The following is a 17,622-nucleotide window of genomic DNA, read 5'->3' as shown; positions in this document are numbered from 1 at the left end:
AATTCGCTGATGATCTAAGCAACAATATTAATTAAACGACCAGGCACCACAATCACTTTTTTAGGCGCACCCCCGTTTAATGCCTTCACTGCAGGCTCACTCTGCAAAGCCAAAGCTTCAATTTGCTCTTTAGTAGCATCTGCGGGAACTCGGATATCCCCACGTAACTTGCCGTTAATTTGCAGCATGATGGTCAGCTCAGTCTGAATGAGAGCGGCTTCATCAACTACAGGCCATGATGCATCCAATAGAGTGCCAAAAGATTGATCGCAACCCAATTCATACCAGAGAGCATGAGTCAAGTGAGGCACCACTGGGTAAAGTACGCGAATCAAAATACTCAAACACTCCCGTAATACGGCAGGCCTTACTGTAGTCTTGTCACCTAATTTCACAGGCTCTAAAACATTCAGCATTTTCATTGCCGCAGAAACTACAGTGTTGTATTGACGACGCTGATAATCAAAATTAGCCTGCTTCAAAATCGTATGCACTTCACGACGTAATTCTTTTTCAGCAGCATTTAAATCGCTTGGCAAGACCTCGCTGGCGGCACGAATAGGCTCAGCCTGACTACTGGCATACATCCACACGCGGCGTAAGAAGCGTGAAGCACCCTCTACACCAGCGCTAGACCATTCAAGTTGTTGCTCTGGAGGAGCTGCAAACATCACAAAGAGGCGCGCAGTATCAGCACCATATTGATCAATTAGGGCTTGAGGATCAACACCATTATTTTTGCTCTTAGACATCTTCTCAACGCCACCAATAATGACTGGTGCGCCAGAGGTATCGCCTTTCAATCTAGCGCTTTGAGGACGACCCTTATCATCCAACTCAAGCTCAACATCCAAAGGGTTCAACCAAGTCTTTTTACCAGAAGCCTCTTCAGAATAATAGGTCTCATTGAGTACCATTCCTTGCGTTAGCAAGTTTTGGAATGGCTCATCGAATTGAATGAGCTTGAGATCGCGCATAACCTTAGTCCAGAAGCGCGCATAAAGTAAATGCAAAATCGCATGCTCAATGCCGCCAATGTACTGGTCCATCGGCATCCAGTACTCATTACGCTCATCAACCATTGTCTTCGCATCTGAACCGGTATAGCGCATGAAGTACCAAGAAGAATCCACAAAGGTATCCATGGTATCGGTCTCACGGCGCGCAGGCTTACCGCATTTAGGACATTTCACATTTAGGAAGTCGACGCGCTTATTCAGTGGATTGCCGCTACCATCTGGCACGCAATCTTCAGGCAAGACAACTGGTAAATCTGCTTCAGGTACTGGTACCGCTCCACAGCCGGGAGTGTGCTCATCACCACAATGAATGATCGGAATCGGTGTACCCCAATAGCGCTGACGAGAAATACCCCAATCACGCAAACGGTATGTTGTCTTGATTTCACCAATACCCATTTGCTCTAAATCTTTGGCTACTGCATCAACCGCCTCTGCATGAGATAGGCCATCGTACTTACCGCTATTTAGACAGACAACATCATCCTTCTGGGCGTACCAATCTTGCCAATGACTAGTGTTGAACATATCTGATGTGGTAGATAAAGCAATCACCTGCTTAATCGGCAAGTCATATTTGAGGGCAAATGCAAAATCGCGCTCATCATGAGCAGGAACACCCATAACAGCGCCATCACCATAAGACATCAATACGTAATTACCAACCCAAACAGGTATCGGCTCATTAGTAAGCGGGTGTGTAACATACAAACCCGTGAACATGCCTTCTTTTTCTTGCGTGGCCAAATCTGCTTCAATCACACTACCTGTTTTGCATTTCTCAATAAAGGCAGCTAACTCTGGATGATTCGCAGCCGCCAAAGTTGCTAATGGATGTTCGGCCGCTACCGCGCAAAATGTAACGCCCATAATAGTGTCAGCACGCGTTGTAAATACATACAACTGACCATCCTGAACAAAATTACCATGTGCATCTTGAATCTCGTGCTTGAATGCAAAACGTACACCGCGGCTCTTCCCAATCCAATTTTGCTGCATCGTCTTGACGCGCTCAGGCCAACCTAAACTATCCAAGCCAGAAAGCAATTGCTCTGCATAAGCGGTGATATTAAAGTAGTATCCTGGTATCTCGCGTTTTTCAACCAAAGCACCAGAGCGCCAGCCCCGCCCATCAATCACCTGCTCATTTGCCAATACCGTTTGATCAATTGGATCCCAGTTGACCACTTGGGTCTTACGATAAGCAATACCTTTTTCAAGCATCTTTAAAAAAAGCCATTGGTTCCAGCGGTAGTAGTCAGGACTGCATGTGGCTATTTCACGCGACCAGTCAATTGCTAGACCCATAGCCGCCATTTGCTTTTTCATATAAGCAATATTGTCGTAAGTCCATTTAGCTGGCGGTACTTTGTTCTGAATCGCCGCATTTTCAGCAGGCATACCAAACGCATCCCAGCCCATTGGCATCAATACGTTATAGCCCTGCATGCGCAACTGTCTCGCCATCACATCATTGATGGTGTAGTTACGAACGTGACCCATATGTAACTTACCTGATGGATAAGGCAACATGGAGCAGGCATAATATTTTGGTCTTGGCTTACCTGAAGCGTCTGCTGCGTTCTCAGTTACCTTATAAGCTTGCGCAATTTCCCAGTCAGCGCGTGCTGCAGCTTCAATACTGCGGTGATCGTAATCCTTGCTCATTCAATACAACTCTTTTCTTCTATTCTGATTTACTAAACTGATTTACTTCGATTACCTGCGTAGGCCAAGAACATCTTGCATGTCATACAAACCGGAATTCTGACCTTGCAAAAAGCGTGCGGCACGCAAAGAACCTTGTGCGTATGACTGACGGCTAGAAGATTTATGGCTAATCTCAATACGCTCACCTTCACCCGCGAATAAAACGGTGTGGTCGCCAACAATATCTCCACCGCGAATAGTGGCGAAACCGATGGATCCCGCTTTGCGCTCGCCGGTATGACCCTCTCGGGCATATACCGCAACATCATCTAATTTTTCACCAAGGGCATCCGCTATTACTTCACCCATTCTGAGTGCAGTACCGGATGGGGCATCCACTTTGTGACGATGGTGAGCTTCGATAATTTCGATGTCGTAACCCTCATTCAACATCTTTGCAGCAATCTCTAGCAATTTAAATGTTGCGTTAACACCCACGCTCATATTTGGTGCAAATACGATGGCTAAACTTATGGAAGCTTTCTTCAGGCTATCAATTTGCTCTGGGCTCAAACCAGTGGTACCGATAATCATTTTGCTACCGGTCTTTTGCGCCACGGCCAAATGAGCCATAGTACCTTCTGGGCGAGTGAAATCGATTAAAAACTCAGCACTGCTCAAAGCCTTCTCAATATCCGATGTAATGGCCACACCTGTTTTTTTACCTAGGAAGGCGCCAGCATCCTCCCCAAGTAAAGGACAAGAGTTATGTTCGAGCGCGCCCACTAGCTCAGTATCTGAGCAATTAAGTACAGCCTCAATCAACATTTTTCCCATGCGGCCTGTAGCGCCAGCAATCGCAATTTTCATCATTTGATTCATCACTTCTTATAAAAACAATTTAGAAATTCATTTAACTTTTTGGGACAGCAACCAGAACCTCACCTCAAATACGCTATTTATTTGATGCTGACAGGCGTAGCAGCAGGTAAATTATTAGTTGGACTAGGGACTAGTAACTCGGGTTGCTGTAAAGGTGGCGTTACTGGAGGCTTATTAGATCCGGTCATCACATCCCAAAACGAGCGCTTTGATTTTGCATAGCCATCGATCTCAGCAACTAGTTCAACCTCAGTAGGCAGGGCATCACCTTGAAATTTAACCAATTTATCGCCATCAAAAAATACGGTTACGCGACGTTCCTTACTCATTTGCTGGCCAGCGCGCTTAAACTCAAAAACATAGTCCCAGCGATTGGCATGGAAATAACTCGCAAGCAATGGTGTGCCTAAAATTTGGCGAACTTGTTCGCGACTTTGGCCAAGTTGTAATTTGGTATATTGCTCGCTAGAAATAAAGTTTCCCTGAACAACATCTGGGACATAAGGCTGAAAGACTTTATTCATCCAAGCGCGCTGAGTATCATCTACAGCACTGGTGCAGCCGGCTGTAATCATGAAGACGCCGACAATAGCAATGATTAGACCCGAACAAAGAGGGCGAAGAACCTCAAAAATAGGGTTCAATAGACGGGTAAACAGTTGAAGGCAATTTTGCATGGCAGGCCGTATCATTAAGACATTGATTTTAGCTCCCAAACCCATGAATATGAACCAAAATCCGACACCAGCAGATTTACGCGACATTGGCCTCAAGGCGACCGGACCGCGCATGAAAATCTTGGACTTTTTTCATCAAAATGGTGGCACCCACTTTAGTGCCGAAGATGTCTTTATGGCCCTAGCAAAGGATGATAAGGAGATCGGCTTGGCCACGGTTTATAGGGTTTTAACCCAGTTTGAACAAGCGGGTTTATTGCTCCGTAGCCATTTTGAATCTAGCAAGGGTGATGGTAGAGCCATTTATGAACTCAATGAGGGCCAACACCATGATCACCTGGTATGCCTAGATTGCGGCCATGTTGAAGAGTTTGTTGATGAAGCGATTGAGAAAAGGCAGCGCGATATTGCCAAAAACCTAGGTTTTAAGCTTCAAGAGCATTCTTTAGCCATGTATGGCCACTGTCAAAAGAAGAATTGCCGCAATAAACCAAAGCCCTAATTTCAGAAAGATAGGCACAGTTAATGAAAAAAGACCTCAATTGAGGTCTTTTTTACATGTAAAACAAGAATTTAAGGGACTTAGCACTCAAACCCGATAATTCATTACCTTACAGCCATCAAGGCTTCAGCAGCATTGAGCATCTGGACTGAATAACCCCACTCATTGTCATACCAAGCCAAAACTTTGACCAACTTACCATCAGCCGACACTCGAGTCTGAGAAGCATCGTAAATACTTGGACGCGGGTCGTGATTGAAGTCGATGGAAACTAAGGGCAAAGTATTGAAACCCAGAATACCCTTCAACTCACCCTCGCTTGCTGTTTTGAGAATGGAATTTACCTCATCCACACTAGTAGCACGGCTGGCGGCAAAAGTTAAATCTACGACAGAAACGTTAATTACTGGCACACGCATTGCAAAACCGTCAAAGCGTCCCGCTAAAGCTGGCAACACTAAACCAACCGCTTTTGCAGCGCCTGTCTTGGTAGGGATCATGCTGGTCACAGCAGAGCGTGCTCGACGCATATCCTTGTGATAAACGTCAGTCAAAACCTGATCATTTGTAAAGGCATGGATCGTCGTCATCAAACCAGAATCGATACCAATCTTATCTAGCAAGGGTTTAACTAATGGAGCTAAACAGTTTGTTGTGCAACTTGCATTCGAAACTACTATGTCACTTGCCTTGAGTACTTGCTGGTTCACACCGTAAACGATTGTGGCATCCACATCTTTTTCACCCGGAGCGGAAATTAGGACTTTCTTCGCACCCTGAGAAATATGCACCATAGCTTTTTCTTTTGAAGTGAATTTACCTGAGCACTCAAGCACTAAATCGACACCCAATTCACCCCAAGGAGTTTCCAAAGGATTGCGGGTAGAAAACATCTTGATACGATCGCCGTTCACCACCATACAGTCACCATCTACTTTGACTTCAGCAGGAAAACGACCATGTGCAGAATCATATTGCGTCAGGTGTGCATTGATATCAATATCACCCATTGCGTTAATTGCAACAATTTTGATATCCCGCCTAGGCTTGCCGTTGACTTGATCTTCATACAAGGCGCGTAAGACCATGCGGCCAATACGACCATAACCGTTAATTGCGACACGAATTGTCATTCCATTCCCCTTGCTAATATTAAATTCTTAAAGAAAGATTCGGCTTCTTATCTTTTCTGTTTCTTTGCAATACATTGACTAACTGTTTTAGAAATTTGATTAACAGTCAAACCGAAATACTCATAAAGAGCTGGTGCAGGAGCTGATTCACCAAAGGTATCAACACCATGAACGGCTGCGCAACCATACTTCCACCAAAAATCAGTCACACCTGCCTCAACAGCAATACGCGGAATATCCGCAGGCAGTACTTTTGCTTTGTAAGTGGAATCCTGCTGGTCGAACACTGTAGTCGAAGGCATCGATACCACACGAATACCAAAACCTTCAGCCTCTAAACGCTCTGCTGTTTGCAATGCCAAAGCAATCTCGGAGCCAGTAGCAATAATGACTGCATCAATTTTGGATTGCTTGGGGTCACGCAACACATATCCCCCTCGAGCAATATCTTTAATTTGCTGACCATTACGTGGAACAAATGGGCAATTTTGACGACTAAAGATGAGGGCGCTAGGGCCGTTCTTACGCTGAATCGCAGAGCCCCAAGCCACTGCACTTTCAGTGGTATCGCATGGACGCCAAACCATCAAATTAGGTATCAAGCGTAAGCTGGCAATATGTTCAACGGATTGATGTGTGGGGCCATCCTCACCCAAACCAATAGAGTCATGCGTAAACACAAAGATGGTGCGCAGCTTCATCAATGCGGCCATACGCAATGCGTTGCGACTGTAATCAGAAAAGGTTAAGAACGTACCGCCAAATGGAATATATCCGCCATGCAAAGCAATGCCATTCATGATGGCGCTCATACCAAATTCACGAACACCATAATTAATATGATTACCCCATTGATTCGAACGTACAGCTTGACATGTCGACCAATTGGTCAAGTTGGAACCGGTTAAGTCTGCAGAGCCCCCCATAAACTCCGGCAAAGCAGGCGCTAATGCCTCAATCGCATTTTGACTAGCCTTACGAGTAGCAATGATTTCAGCTTTTGTTTGGCAGACCTTGAGATAGGATTCTAAGGTGGATGAAAAATCCTTAGACAAGTCACCTTGCATACGACGTTGTAATTCTGAAGCCAACTCTGGATATTTATTTCGATAAGCTTGAAATTTTTTATTCCATTCATGCTCAGCAGCTTGGCCGCGCTTCTTGAAGTCCCATGCTTCGTAGATATCTTTCGGAATTTCAAACGGTGCATATGGCCAGTTCATTGCTACCCGTGTTTCAGCTATTTCAGTCGCACCCAATGGGGAGCCATGCACCTTATCGCTACCAGCCATGTTTGGTGAGCCTTTACCAATCGCAGTCTCACAGCAAATCAATGTCGGCTTATCACTTTTCTTGGCTTTAGTAATGGCGTTTGATATCGCCTCCGCATCATGACCATCGACATCACGAATCACATTCCAACCATACGCCTCAAAACGCTTGGGCGTATCTTCATTAAACCAAGCAACTACTTTGCCATCAATTGAGATACCGTTGTCATCCCAAAGTGCAATTAACTTATTTAACTTCAGCGTGCCGGCCAATGAACAGACTTCATGGCTAATACCTTCCATCAAACAGCCATCACCTAAAAATACATAGGTGTAGTGATCAACAATGTCATGTCCAGGACGATTAAATTCTTCTGCTAATAATTTTTCTGCAAGCGCCATTCCAACCGCGTTTGAAATACCCTGACCGAGAGGGCCGGTAGTTGTTTCTACTCCAGGAGTAATTCCATACTCAGGATGTCCAGGAGTTTTACTATGTAATTGACGGAAATTTTTTAACTCACTTATTGGTAGGTCATATCCCGTGAGATGCAAAAGTGAATACAACAACATCGATCCATGGCCATTCGATAAAACAAAACGATCTCGATTCATCCAATGCGGATCAGTTGGGTTATGTTGCAAATGCTCATTCCAAAGACCGACAGCAATATCAGCCATGCCCATAGGCATTCCAGGGTGTCCAGAATTGGCTTGTTGAACTGCATCCATGGATAAAGCACGAATGGCGTTTGCCATACGAATTTGAAGGTTTGACATCGTAAATTAGGTCTCTAGGAAATTAATTAGCTATATTTCAGTAATGCCTCAATTTTATCTTCCCGGGCCATGGGAAAACCAAAAGCCAAATGCCCTCACCCCAGAGCTCGCCCATCATTTGCGCGTCCGTCGCATTCAGGTTGGCGAATTTTTCCCCATCTTTGATGGTAAGGGCCAAGTTGCCCAAGCAAAACTGCTTTCCCTGAGCAATAAATCTGGGGAAGCCTTGCTAAGTGACATTCGCCAAGATACCCATCGTGAGAGCCCCTATGCCATCACCCTGGCCCAAGGACTTGCTGGGGGAGATAAGATGGATTGGGTGATTGAAAAGGCCATAGAGACTGGTGCTCAGGTTATTGCCCCACTGCAATGTGAACGCTCAGTCATTAAATTGACGCGCTCCAGCGATGCTGAGCGGGCTCAAAAACGCCTTTTGCATTGGGAAGGGATTGTTCAGGCCGCATGTGAGCAATGTGATCGTACCGTCTTAGCGACAGTTGAGCCCATACAAAGTTTTGAAAGTTATCTACAGAAGCCACAAAAAGCCACACTTAAATTACTTTTAAGCCCAGATACCGATAAAAGCTTGTATTCAGTACTTATTAATACCCCGCCTCAAGATGTCGTCTTGATGATTGGACCTGAAGGTGGTCACTCCCCAGAAGAAGAGGCGCAGGCTCAAGCAACTGGCTATCAACTTGTTTCTTTGGGTGATCGTGTATTGCGTACCGAGACAGCTGGAATTGTGGCAATCACCGCTGTTCACAGCATTTGGGGCCCAGAAATGCAAAATCGCCTCAAATAGAGGCGATTTATACTGCTTTAAGTCTTTACCAGTTACTGCTAATTAGGCAAAAGAATAGAAGACGCGGTACGGGGTGCGACGCTCAGACCAGAAATCTACTGCATCTCGGAATACATCAAGCAGCGTCTCACGAGCTTCCTTGTCAAACTTCTGTGTGCAAGGCAAACCTTCAAGCACCACTACAAAACCTGGCTGAGGGCCAGACTTATCTACTGTTGTTGTCAAAGCATCCAGCAAAGGATCAAAATTCTTTGCCTGCTGCTTAGTAAATGTATAGGCAATTGCAATCGCCTCCAAAACTTCGCCTTTGGTCATTGCATTTGCACAATTAGCGTAAATGAAATGCTGGCCAAGCTCAGTAGCAGCTTCCTGGAGGTCAGGAGTGCGGAAAGCACGAATAGATTGAACAATATTAGGGCGCACACTGCGCAACATTGCCGGCGGTCCGGCATCACGAACGGCCAAAGCGGCGCGCCAAGAAGCTGTCACTTTTTTCCCCGAAACTTGATTTGCTGCATAGGTTTGTAAACGAGATAAACCACCCTCGGCATAGATATTGGCAGCAGATGACTCAGTTTCAAGTCGATCGTTGCTATCCCAACTTTCAGCTCGACTGTGTTCTTCAAAGCCTACTGTAGTGCCGTTTTCAGAGCGATTATTCATGATGGGTGCTAGGTTACCCTTAACACGCCATCAAATCAAGCCCAATTACAGCACATTTTATATAAACCATTGATTTATATAATAATTATTTATGTTAGTAATTACGAACTAACATAAAAAAGTCTAATTTACCTCTTAAGCCACGCCCCTGGCATTACTTGCTGCCTCAACTACCGCCAAAGTAGTCACATTAACAATACGACGCACGGTAGCTGCCGGCGTCAGAATATGAATAGGCTTAGCAACACCTAAGAGCAAAGGTCCGATTGCGATTCCATTTCCAGCAGCAGTCTTTAACAAGTTATAAGAGATATTAGCGGCGTCAATATTTGGCAGAACCAATAAATTGGCATCGCCTTTCAATGGGGACGAAGTCACTGCGCCAGCACGAATGCTTGCATCCAAAGCGCTATCACCATGCATCTCACCATCCACCTCTAATTCAGGATCAGCTTTTTGAATCAAAGCCAATACTTCACGCATTTTGACTGCAGATGGAGCGCTGCTTGAACCAAAGTTGGAATGGGACAGAAGTGCAACCTTAGGCTCTAAACCTAATTTACGCATCTCGCTCGCTGCCATCAATGTCAACTCAGCTAACTGTTCTGCAGTTGGATCGATGTTGACATGAGTATCCACTAAAAATACTTGGCGACCCGGCAAAATCAAACCAGACATTGCCCCGTAGACATTGGCACCAGGCTCGTGACCAATCACCTCATCAATATATTTCAAATGTGTTGCAGAGTTGCCGACCGTTCCACAGATCATGCCATCAGCCATGCCTTTGCTAATCATGACCGATCCAATCAAGGTATTGCGGCGACGCATTTCTAACTTGGCAAAAGAGGCAGTAACACCCTTACGCTCAGTCAGCGCTAAATAGGTTTGCCAGAAGTCTCGAAAGCGTGAATCACTCTCTGGATTCACGATCTCAAAGTCTTCACCAGCTTTAATACGCAAGCCAAATTTGCCAATACGATGCTCAATTACCGCCGGCCTACCAATTAAAATGGGTGAAGCTAGATGCTCATCAATAATAATTTGTACTGCACGTAATACGCGCTCATCTTCACCCTCAGCAAATACAATGCGTTTTTGAGCTGCAGGCACACGTTTAGCAATGCTAAATAGTGGCTTCATCAAAGTGCCAGAGTGGTACACAAACTGTTGTAATTGATTGCGGTAAGCATCAAAGTCTTTAATCGGACGCAGTGCAACACCATCATCCATCGCCGCCTTAGCAACCGCAGGTGCGACTACGGTAATCAAGCGTGGATCAAATGGTTTCGGAATTAAATAATCTGGGCCAAAAGAAAGGTTCTCAATACCATAAACAGAGGTGACTACTTCGCTCTGCTCGGCTTGCGCTAACTCCGCTACAGCTCTAACTGCTGCGACTTCCATGCCACGGGTAATAGTTGTGGCGCCGACGTCTAAAGCCCCACGAAAGATGAATGGGAAACACAGTACGTTGTTGACTTGGTTTGGATAATCAGTCCGACCTGTAGCCATCACAGCATCCGGTCGTACTTCTTTGACATCCTCAGGAAGAATCTCAGGTGTTGGATTTGCTAAGGCATAAACCAATGGCTTAGGCGCCATCTTCATCACCATGCTTTGCTTCAATACACCACCAGCAGAAAGACCTAAGAAAATATCTGCGCCTTCAATTGCTTGATCGAGCGTACGTAATTCTGTCTCCTGGCAGAATGGCTCCTTCTCAGGATCCATCAGTTCCTTGCGGCCTTTGTAAGCAACACCAGCCAGGTCGGTAACCCAAATATTTTTACGAGGAATGCCGAGGTCGACTAACAGGTCTAAGCAAGCTAGAGCAGCTGCACCAGCGCCTGAAGTAACTAGCTTCACATTCGCAACATCTTTGCCAACTACTTTCAAGCCATTAAGAATCGCAGCGGCAACCACAATCGCTGTTCCATGTTGATCATCATGAAAGACAGGAATTTTCATGCGCGCTTGTAGCTTACGCTCAACAACAAAACAATCTGGCGCTTTAATATCCTCTAAATTGATACCGCCAAAGGTTGGCTCCAGCGCAGCAATAATTTCCACTAATTTTTCTGGGTCGTTTTCATTGACTTCAATATCGAAAACATCGATGCCAGCAAATTTCTTAAAGAGAACTGCTTTACCCTCCATCACTGGCTTACTTGCCAATGGTCCAATATTTCCCAAACCTAATACTGCGGTACCGTTAGTAATCACACCGACTAAATTACCTCGCGCTGTATAACGGAATGCATTTGCAGGATCTTTTACGATTTCTTCACAAGCCGCTGCAACACCAGGGGTGTAGGCAAGCGCCAAGTCTCGCTGATTAGTCAACTGCTTTGTTGGAGCAATTTCAATTTTTCCTGGCACAGGAAATTCGTGATAGTGAAGGGCAGCCGCTCTTAAGTCCGCTATTTGTTGCTCTTTGCTGCTATTGCTTGGTTTGCTCATCGGTTCACTCATCAATCAGACGTATTCAAGCTTCTAATTCTATTCCTTCCGCATGAAAGATCCTAAGAGCCATAAAATGGGGTATGCAATCTCAAACTACCCCACTTGGCGAATTTGACCTGATCCAACGTTTCTTCAAAACGCAGTCAGAACTCATGCTTGCCAACAATCCAGGCGCAGTGAATTTGGGGATAGGCGATGACTGCGCCTTACTAGAATCTGGCCGCACTGAAGAAATTGCCGTTACGAGCGACATGTTGGTCTGCGGGCGGCACTTTTTTGCTGATGCCAACCCAGAGTGGCTGGGCTGGAAAGCGCTAGCCGTAAACCTCTCTGACCTAGCAGCCATGGGCGCCAAACCGATAGGTTTTACCCTGGCACTAGCGCTACCAGAGTCAAATCCACAATGGTTAGCAGCTTTTAGTAAGGGCTTATTTGCAATCGCACATGAATATGGCTGCCCTCTAATTGGCGGCGATACCACTGCCGGCCCTCTCAATATTTGTATCACCGCTTTGGGAGATATCCCGAAAGAAAAAGCCATTCGTAGATCAGGGGCATTGGCAGGAGATGATATTTGGGTTTCAGGAACGGTTGGTGATGCGAGACTTACTCTTGCTGCGCTGCGTCATGAAATTACCTTATCAAATGATGAGCTCGAGCATATTCAAGTTCGTATGCACCAACCCACGCCTAGAGTAAATTTAGGCATTGCCTTAAGGGGTGTTGCCAACTCCGCCTTGGACATCTCCGATGGTCTGTTAGGCGACTTGAGGCATATCCTTAAACAATCAGGAAAAGATGCTGAAATCTTTTTAGATCGGATTCCTAAATCAGCCACCCTAGCCAAGCAATCGCAAGCAATTCAAAGTCAATATGCAGCGAGTGGCGGGGATGATTATGAACTTTGCTTTACAGCATCAACTAGTAAGCGAGATGTGATTGCCAAAATTAGTGCAAGTTTGAATCTTCCGCTCACGAAAATTGGTAGCATCAAACCCATGCAATACCTTGCCCCTGAAATCCTCATTATTAATAGTGCAGGAAAGACTTTAAATACAGATGAGGCACATCAGCTGCTGAAATCTTTTGATCACTTTGCATGAACACTAAATCCAATAACCCATCTAAGGAAGCGAACCTTCCTAACTTTAGTTGGGTTTTTAAAAAACCGACCCGCGCCCTGGCCTTCGGCTTAGGCAGTGGTTTAGTGCCATTTGCTCCCGGTACCGCAGGAACATTATGGGCTTGGGCTGCATTCTTATTAGGCGATTATTTTCTACCCACCGAAGCATGGCTATGGATCATTGGCGTAGGAATCCCAATGGGTTGCTGGATCTGTGGACAAGTCAGCGAAGAGTTAGGGAAAAAAGATTTTGGCGGAATTGTGTGGGATGAGGTGATCGCCTTCTGGCTCGTGCTGGTTTTTATCATGCCAAGCAACTTATGGGTACAGATTTTGGCATTTGCGCTATTCCGATTTTTTGATGCCATAAAACCGGGGCCTATAGGAATGATTGATAGGCACTTTAAACATTTAGAAGGTGGTGAGGATGCCTCTCCATCAAGTAAGGGCTTAATATTCTGGCGTGGTTTCGGAATCATTGCCGATGATTTGGCTGCCGCATTTTTTACGCTTCTCACAATCGCACTTGTACAAATTGGACTGAGATATTTCTCATGAAAAATAATACTGATCCTCAACATGAAATCGCGAGGGCTGTTGCACAGACTCTGATGAACCGAGGCTGGAAAATTGCCTTGGCTGAATCCTGCACTGGTGGCCTTGTCTGTGCAACCCTGACGGACTTGGCAGGCTCAAGTAATTGGCTAGAGCGAGGCTATATTACCTATAGCAATGCGGCAAAATCGGAATGCTTAAACGTTCCAGCAGAAACAATCGAATCTTTTGGCGCAGTAAGCGAGCAAGTTGCCAAAGCAATGGCTGAGGGGGCGCTACGCAATGCCAATGTCAATGTCGCTATTTCTATAACTGGTATTGCTGGTCCAACAGGTGGTTCACCAGAAAAACCGGTTGGAACTGTCTGCTTCGGTTGGGCAGTTAAAGAGAGTGTTGGAGATGATATTGTTAATATTGTCACGCTAACAAAACACTTCAACGGTAACCGTCAAATAGTGCGGAATCAAGCGCGTGATTTTGCGCTCTCTCAATTTTTGGAATTGCTTAAACCCAAAAACACCTAGTGAATTAGCGGGAGCTTAACCAACCTTTGTGGCGGAAGTAGCCCAATGGAATCATTGCAGAAATCACCATGGAGATGATGGCAACTGGATAACCCCAAGTTTGCTCTAACTCCGGCATGTAGCGGAAGTTCATGCCCCATACGCTCGCCAACAAAGTTGGCGGCATTAAGGCAACCGATACCACCGAGAAGATCTTGATGATCTTACTTTGGTTCAAGTTAATAAAACCAACTGTCGCATCCATCAAGAAGTTGATCTTATCGAACAAGAAAGCGGTATGGTTTTCTAGTGAATCAATATCTCGCAAAATCTGACGAGCTTCTTCTTGCTGCTCATCAGACAATAATTTGCTACGCATTAGGAAAGACAATGCACGGCGGGTATCCATCACATTACGACGAATACGTCCGTTCGTATCTTCTTCCTTAGCAATTGTTTCGAGCACTTCTTCTGCATCGTTATCGGTAATTTCATCTTGCAAGACGCGCTTACCTGCTAGCTCGAGATTTTCATAAACCTCTTCCAAAGCATCTGCAGAATATTCAGCGTCGGTGGAATACAAGTCGAGTAAAACGTCTTTGGCGTTACTCACTGAGCCAGGGCGCAAACGGGCACGCAAACGTACCAAGCGGAACACCGGTAAATCCTCATCATGAATCGAGAATAAAACTTGCTTAGTCATCACGAAAGCGACTCGCACGTTACGAGAGGTTTCTTCTTCATCCAACAAGAAATCAGTACGAATATGCAGATGGCCGTCATCAGCCTCGAAATAACGGGCAGAAGCCTCTAAGTCGCCCAAATCATCCAATTCGGGCAAAAGTACGCCAAAGGCCTCTTTAATCCAGATAAGCTCTTCCTCTTCAGGGTCAACTACGTCGATCCAGATAGGGTTAGAGTATTGCAACAATTCATTGCGATCTTCCACTTGCTCTTGAGAGAGGCGGCCATTTTGCAGGACGAACAAGTTGATCATGGTGAACTCCTAAAGAATGGTTGCTAGTTTATCCTATGGCTCATGACAGTTTCACTAAAATAAGCTTAATCCCAATGAACCCCAGCCCAAACACCTTTACCCAGCAACTCCAGTCTGCATGGGCTTCCCAAGGCAGCATGTTGTGTGTGGGTTTTGATCCAGATCCGAAGCGCTTGCCCGCCGTATTTCAGGGCAAACCTGAGGGAATTTTTGAGTTCTGCCGTGAGATCGCTGATGCAACTGCGGATACGGCCTGCGCCTTTAAACCCCAGTTCGCCTACTTTGCCTCCCAACGAGCAGAAGCTCAGCTAGAAAAGCTCACTAGTTACCTTAAAGATAAATACCCTCATGTTCCCGTCATCTTAGACTCGAAGCGTGGGGATATCGGCAGTACGGCTGACCACTACGCCCTAGAGGCTTTTGAGCGTTATGGTGCAGATGCAGTGACTGTGAACCCCTATATGGGCTTTGACACTATCGAACCCTTCTTAAAGCATCCTGGCAAAGGTGTGATTGTTTTATGCCGCACCTCTAATCCAGGAGGCTCTGATCTTCAGTTTTTGAATGTATCGCCCAATGGCGAGCCACTTTACCTGCATCTCGCCAGGCTGGCAGCAGAACAGTGGAATTCCTCTGGACAGATCAGTCTAGTAGTCGGGGCAACCTTCCCAGAGGAAATTACTAAGGTAAGAGCAATTGTGGGCGAGATGCCATTGCTTATCCCAGGCATTGGCGCTCAAGGTGGCGATATTGATACAACCGTAAAAGCAGGGAGCATTCCAAATGAGCCCGGCAGAGGAATGGTGATTAACTCCTCTAGAGCAATCCTATACGCCAGCTCTGGTAATGATTTTGCTGAGGCAGCTAGAAAAGTAGCGATCGCCACTAGAGATGCATTAAGAGCTGCGGCAGATAAACAAAACTAACGGATTTTGGGTTTTGGGTCGGGTGCCAAAGCCACTCTATCCATATTTCCCAAAATAAAATCTTGTCGCGTAGGGAAATGAATATTAGCCTTACGGCAATACTTCACTTTATCGAAGCACTTCGGCGCTGGCAATGCTGAGGCTAGTGAAGCAGCCTGCTCTCGATTCAGCAATGCCGGCTTAACTCCATAGTAATGCTGAGAGGCAGCACCAATACCAAAGATGCCTTCTCCCCACTCTACTGAATTTAGATAAATCTCATAAAGACGCTGCTTGGATAACATCATCTCAAGTAGGCCAGTAATGATGAGCTCCTGAGCTTTTCGAAAATAATTTTGCTCAGAAGAAAGAAAAAGGTTTTTTGCTAACTGCTGCGTAATCGTAGAGCCGCCACGCAAAGCAGTTTTGGATTTAGCGCTACCCTGTTGCATGATTTGGGCGTTTTTAGTCCAAGCTTTCTTCATATCTTGAACCCGGACACCCATATGCTGAAAAAAGATGTCATCTTCACTTACCAAAACAGCACGCTTGAGATTGACCGAGATTTTGTCATACGGAACCCAGGATGATTGCACTGGACATGACCAATTTAAGCCACACAATCTCCAACGTTCAGCCCGCTGAAATGCAGTGCTGCTTGGATCAAGCGCTACCCACAATCCTATCTGAATAACAAAGTAAATTTGCATAGCAACAAAACCGCCTAGCAAACATTTCAGAAGGTAATAAAGCCAGCGCATCAAAGCTAAGCTAGAGACTAGAAATTACGAAGTTCTGCCAATACCGCGCGAGAATCAATCGTATCGGCAAGCTCACTGCCACGCCAAATAAGAAATGCATCTGCAGCTTGCTCTACCAACATACCTAAGCCATCACTTACCCGTGCGCCGCGATGTAAGGCTTGTTGCATGAATGGAGTAGCTTTGCCATAGACCATGTCATAAGCGAAAGATTTTGGAATAAAGATATTACTTGCTGCCACATCGCTAATCGGTGATACATCTGATAGGCCGGCAGCAGTAGCGTTAATAATGAGGTCAAAAGGGGATGTAGTCTTGACGACATCTTCCAGGTCGCCCAAAGTAAGTGCCTGTAGTGCAACATCAAGTGAAACAGCCAAGTCACTAAATAATTGAACTAATTCATCGGCCTTAGCATTAGATCGATTGGCGATGATTATTTCTTTAGGCGATTGCTCTAGCAAAGGCCCAAGCACTCCACGAGAAGCGCCACCCGCTCCCAGCAATAAAATTCGGGAGCCTTGAATCTGAATACCCTGTGCTAGTAGATCCCTGACTAAGCCAGCGCCGTCTGTGTTGTCACCAAAGATTTTTCCATCCTCAATGCGTAAAGTATTTACCGCGCCAGCAATTTTTGCACGGGGGGTCAATACATCTGCAAGAGCTTGAGCATCCAACTTAAATGGCACAGTGATGTTCATACCTTTTCCACCAGCAGCAAAGAAAGCTTGCGCAGCGATCTTGAATTCACCAAGTGCAGGCTGAAGACGTCCGTAGTACATTTTCTGATCAGATTGCGCAGCAAATCGCTTATGAATAGTAGGCGATTTACTATGTGAGATTGGATTGCCGGCAACCACATAGACATCTACACCAGAAAATTGAGTAGGATCGGTATGTAAATCAGGAGGTGTGACTTGGTTCATAGTG

General features: G+C 45.6%; 16 protein-coding genes. 6 read left to right on the top strand and 10 right to left on the bottom strand.

The genetic code is table 11. From position 1 onward, the window contains the following. Positions 1–14: 14 nt before the first annotated feature. The 3 genes from leuS to ICN43_RS02440 form a co-directional block, all read right to left on the bottom strand. Entirely contained in the window at positions 15–2,687 is a 2,673-nt protein-coding gene (gene leuS / locus ICN43_RS02450) for a leucine--tRNA ligase (RefSeq protein WP_216197029.1), read from the bottom strand. Positions 2,688–2,738: 51 nt separating this feature from the next. After that, positions 2,739–3,539: a 4-hydroxy-tetrahydrodipicolinate reductase gene (gene dapB / locus ICN43_RS02445; RefSeq protein ID WP_216199850.1), complete on the bottom strand. Its 801-nt coding sequence runs from the start codon at positions 3,537–3,539 to the stop codon at positions 2,739–2,741. 89 nt (positions 3,540–3,628) lie between these two features. After that, the gene (locus tag ICN43_RS02440; protein ID WP_255533388.1) at positions 3,629–4,228 is read right to left on the bottom strand and encodes an outer membrane protein assembly factor BamE; all 600 of its coding nucleotides are present in this window, start codon (positions 4,226–4,228) and stop codon (positions 3,629–3,631) included. Between the two features lie 43 nt (positions 4,229–4,271). On the opposite strand from ICN43_RS02440, the gene fur reads away from it, so the two are divergent. Continuing rightward, a complete protein-coding gene (fur, locus tag ICN43_RS02435; RefSeq protein ID WP_216199846.1) occupies positions 4,272–4,730 on the top strand; it encodes a ferric iron uptake transcriptional regulator in 459 nt (152 codons plus the stop codon). A 104-nt stretch (positions 4,731–4,834) separates the two neighbouring features. Here the strand turns inward: fur and gap are convergent, their stop codons facing one another. Then, positions 4,835–5,863 carry a type I glyceraldehyde-3-phosphate dehydrogenase gene (gap, locus tag ICN43_RS02430; protein WP_216197028.1) on the bottom strand — a complete coding sequence of 343 codons (1,029 nt, stop codon included), beginning with the start codon at positions 5,861–5,863 and terminating at the stop codon, positions 4,835–4,837. Between the two features lie 47 nt (positions 5,864–5,910). After that, entirely contained in the window at positions 5,911–7,914 is a 2,004-nt protein-coding gene (gene tkt / locus ICN43_RS02425) for a transketolase (protein WP_223146564.1), read from the bottom strand. 43 nt (positions 7,915–7,957) lie between these two features. Here tkt and ICN43_RS02420 point away from each other — a divergent pair, with 43 nt between their 5' ends. Beyond that, positions 7,958–8,719, top strand: a complete 762-nt coding sequence (locus tag ICN43_RS02420) for a 16S rRNA (uracil(1498)-N(3))-methyltransferase (RefSeq protein ID WP_216197026.1) — start codon at positions 7,958–7,960, stop codon at positions 8,717–8,719. Positions 8,720–8,761: 42 nt separating this feature from the next. Here ICN43_RS02420 and ICN43_RS02415 read toward each other — a convergent pair whose 3' ends face one another. Then, positions 8,762–9,382 carry a barstar family protein gene (locus ICN43_RS02415; protein WP_216197025.1) on the bottom strand — a complete coding sequence of 207 codons (621 nt, stop codon included), beginning with the start codon at positions 9,380–9,382 and terminating at the stop codon, positions 8,762–8,764. Positions 9,383–9,517: 135 nt separating this feature from the next. Continuing rightward, positions 9,518–11,857: an NADP-dependent malic enzyme gene (locus ICN43_RS02410; RefSeq protein ID WP_255533387.1), complete on the bottom strand. Its 2,340-nt coding sequence runs from the start codon at positions 11,855–11,857 to the stop codon at positions 9,518–9,520. Positions 11,858–11,928: 71 nt separating this feature from the next. Here ICN43_RS02410 and thiL point away from each other — a divergent pair, with 71 nt between their 5' ends. Genes thiL through ICN43_RS02395 form a run of 3 tightly spaced genes read left to right on the top strand, consistent with a single transcriptional unit; the run spans position 11,929 to position 14,050 of the window. After that, positions 11,929–12,951 (top strand): thiamine-phosphate kinase, encoded by a 1,023-nt coding sequence (thiL, locus tag ICN43_RS02405; RefSeq protein WP_216197024.1) that lies wholly within the window; start codon positions 11,929–11,931, stop codon positions 12,949–12,951. Then, positions 12,948–13,529 (top strand): phosphatidylglycerophosphatase A, encoded by a 582-nt coding sequence (locus tag ICN43_RS02400; protein ID WP_216197023.1) that lies wholly within the window; start codon positions 12,948–12,950, stop codon positions 13,527–13,529. Before thiL ends, ICN43_RS02400 begins: the two co-directional genes overlap by 4 nt. Continuing rightward, positions 13,526–14,050: a CinA family protein gene (locus tag ICN43_RS02395; protein ID WP_216197022.1), complete on the top strand. Its 525-nt coding sequence runs from the start codon at positions 13,526–13,528 to the stop codon at positions 14,048–14,050. Before ICN43_RS02400 ends, ICN43_RS02395 begins: the two co-directional genes overlap by 4 nt. A gap of 4 nt (positions 14,051–14,054) precedes the next feature. On the opposite strand, the gene corA is transcribed toward ICN43_RS02395, so the two are convergent. Next, positions 14,055–15,026, bottom strand: coding sequence for a magnesium/cobalt transporter CorA (gene corA, locus ICN43_RS02390; RefSeq protein WP_216197021.1), 972 nt, complete (start codon positions 15,024–15,026; stop codon positions 14,055–14,057). Positions 15,027–15,100: 74 nt separating this feature from the next. Between corA and pyrF the strand changes: the two genes are divergently transcribed. Then, positions 15,101–15,952, top strand: a complete 852-nt coding sequence (gene pyrF, locus ICN43_RS02385) for an orotidine-5'-phosphate decarboxylase (protein WP_216197020.1) — start codon at positions 15,101–15,103, stop codon at positions 15,950–15,952. On the opposite strand, the gene mtgA is transcribed toward pyrF, so the two are convergent. Both mtgA and aroE read right to left on the bottom strand, forming a co-directional pair. Continuing rightward, complete coding sequence (mtgA, locus tag ICN43_RS02380) at positions 15,949–16,692, bottom strand: monofunctional biosynthetic peptidoglycan transglycosylase (RefSeq protein ID WP_216197019.1); 744 nt, start codon at positions 16,690–16,692, stop codon at positions 15,949–15,951. The genes pyrF and mtgA overlap by 4 nt on opposite strands. 17 nt (positions 16,693–16,709) lie before the next feature. Next, positions 16,710–17,618: a shikimate dehydrogenase gene (gene aroE, locus ICN43_RS02375; RefSeq protein WP_216197018.1), complete on the bottom strand. Its 909-nt coding sequence runs from the start codon at positions 17,616–17,618 to the stop codon at positions 16,710–16,712. Positions 17,619–17,622 lie beyond the last annotated feature (4 nt).

The organism is Polynucleobacter sp. UK-Mo-2m-Kol15, assembly GCF_018881505.1.
Lineage (GTDB): Bacteria > Pseudomonadota > Gammaproteobacteria > Burkholderiales > Burkholderiaceae > Polynucleobacter.
This window is presented reverse-complemented; position numbering and strand designations above follow the sequence as displayed.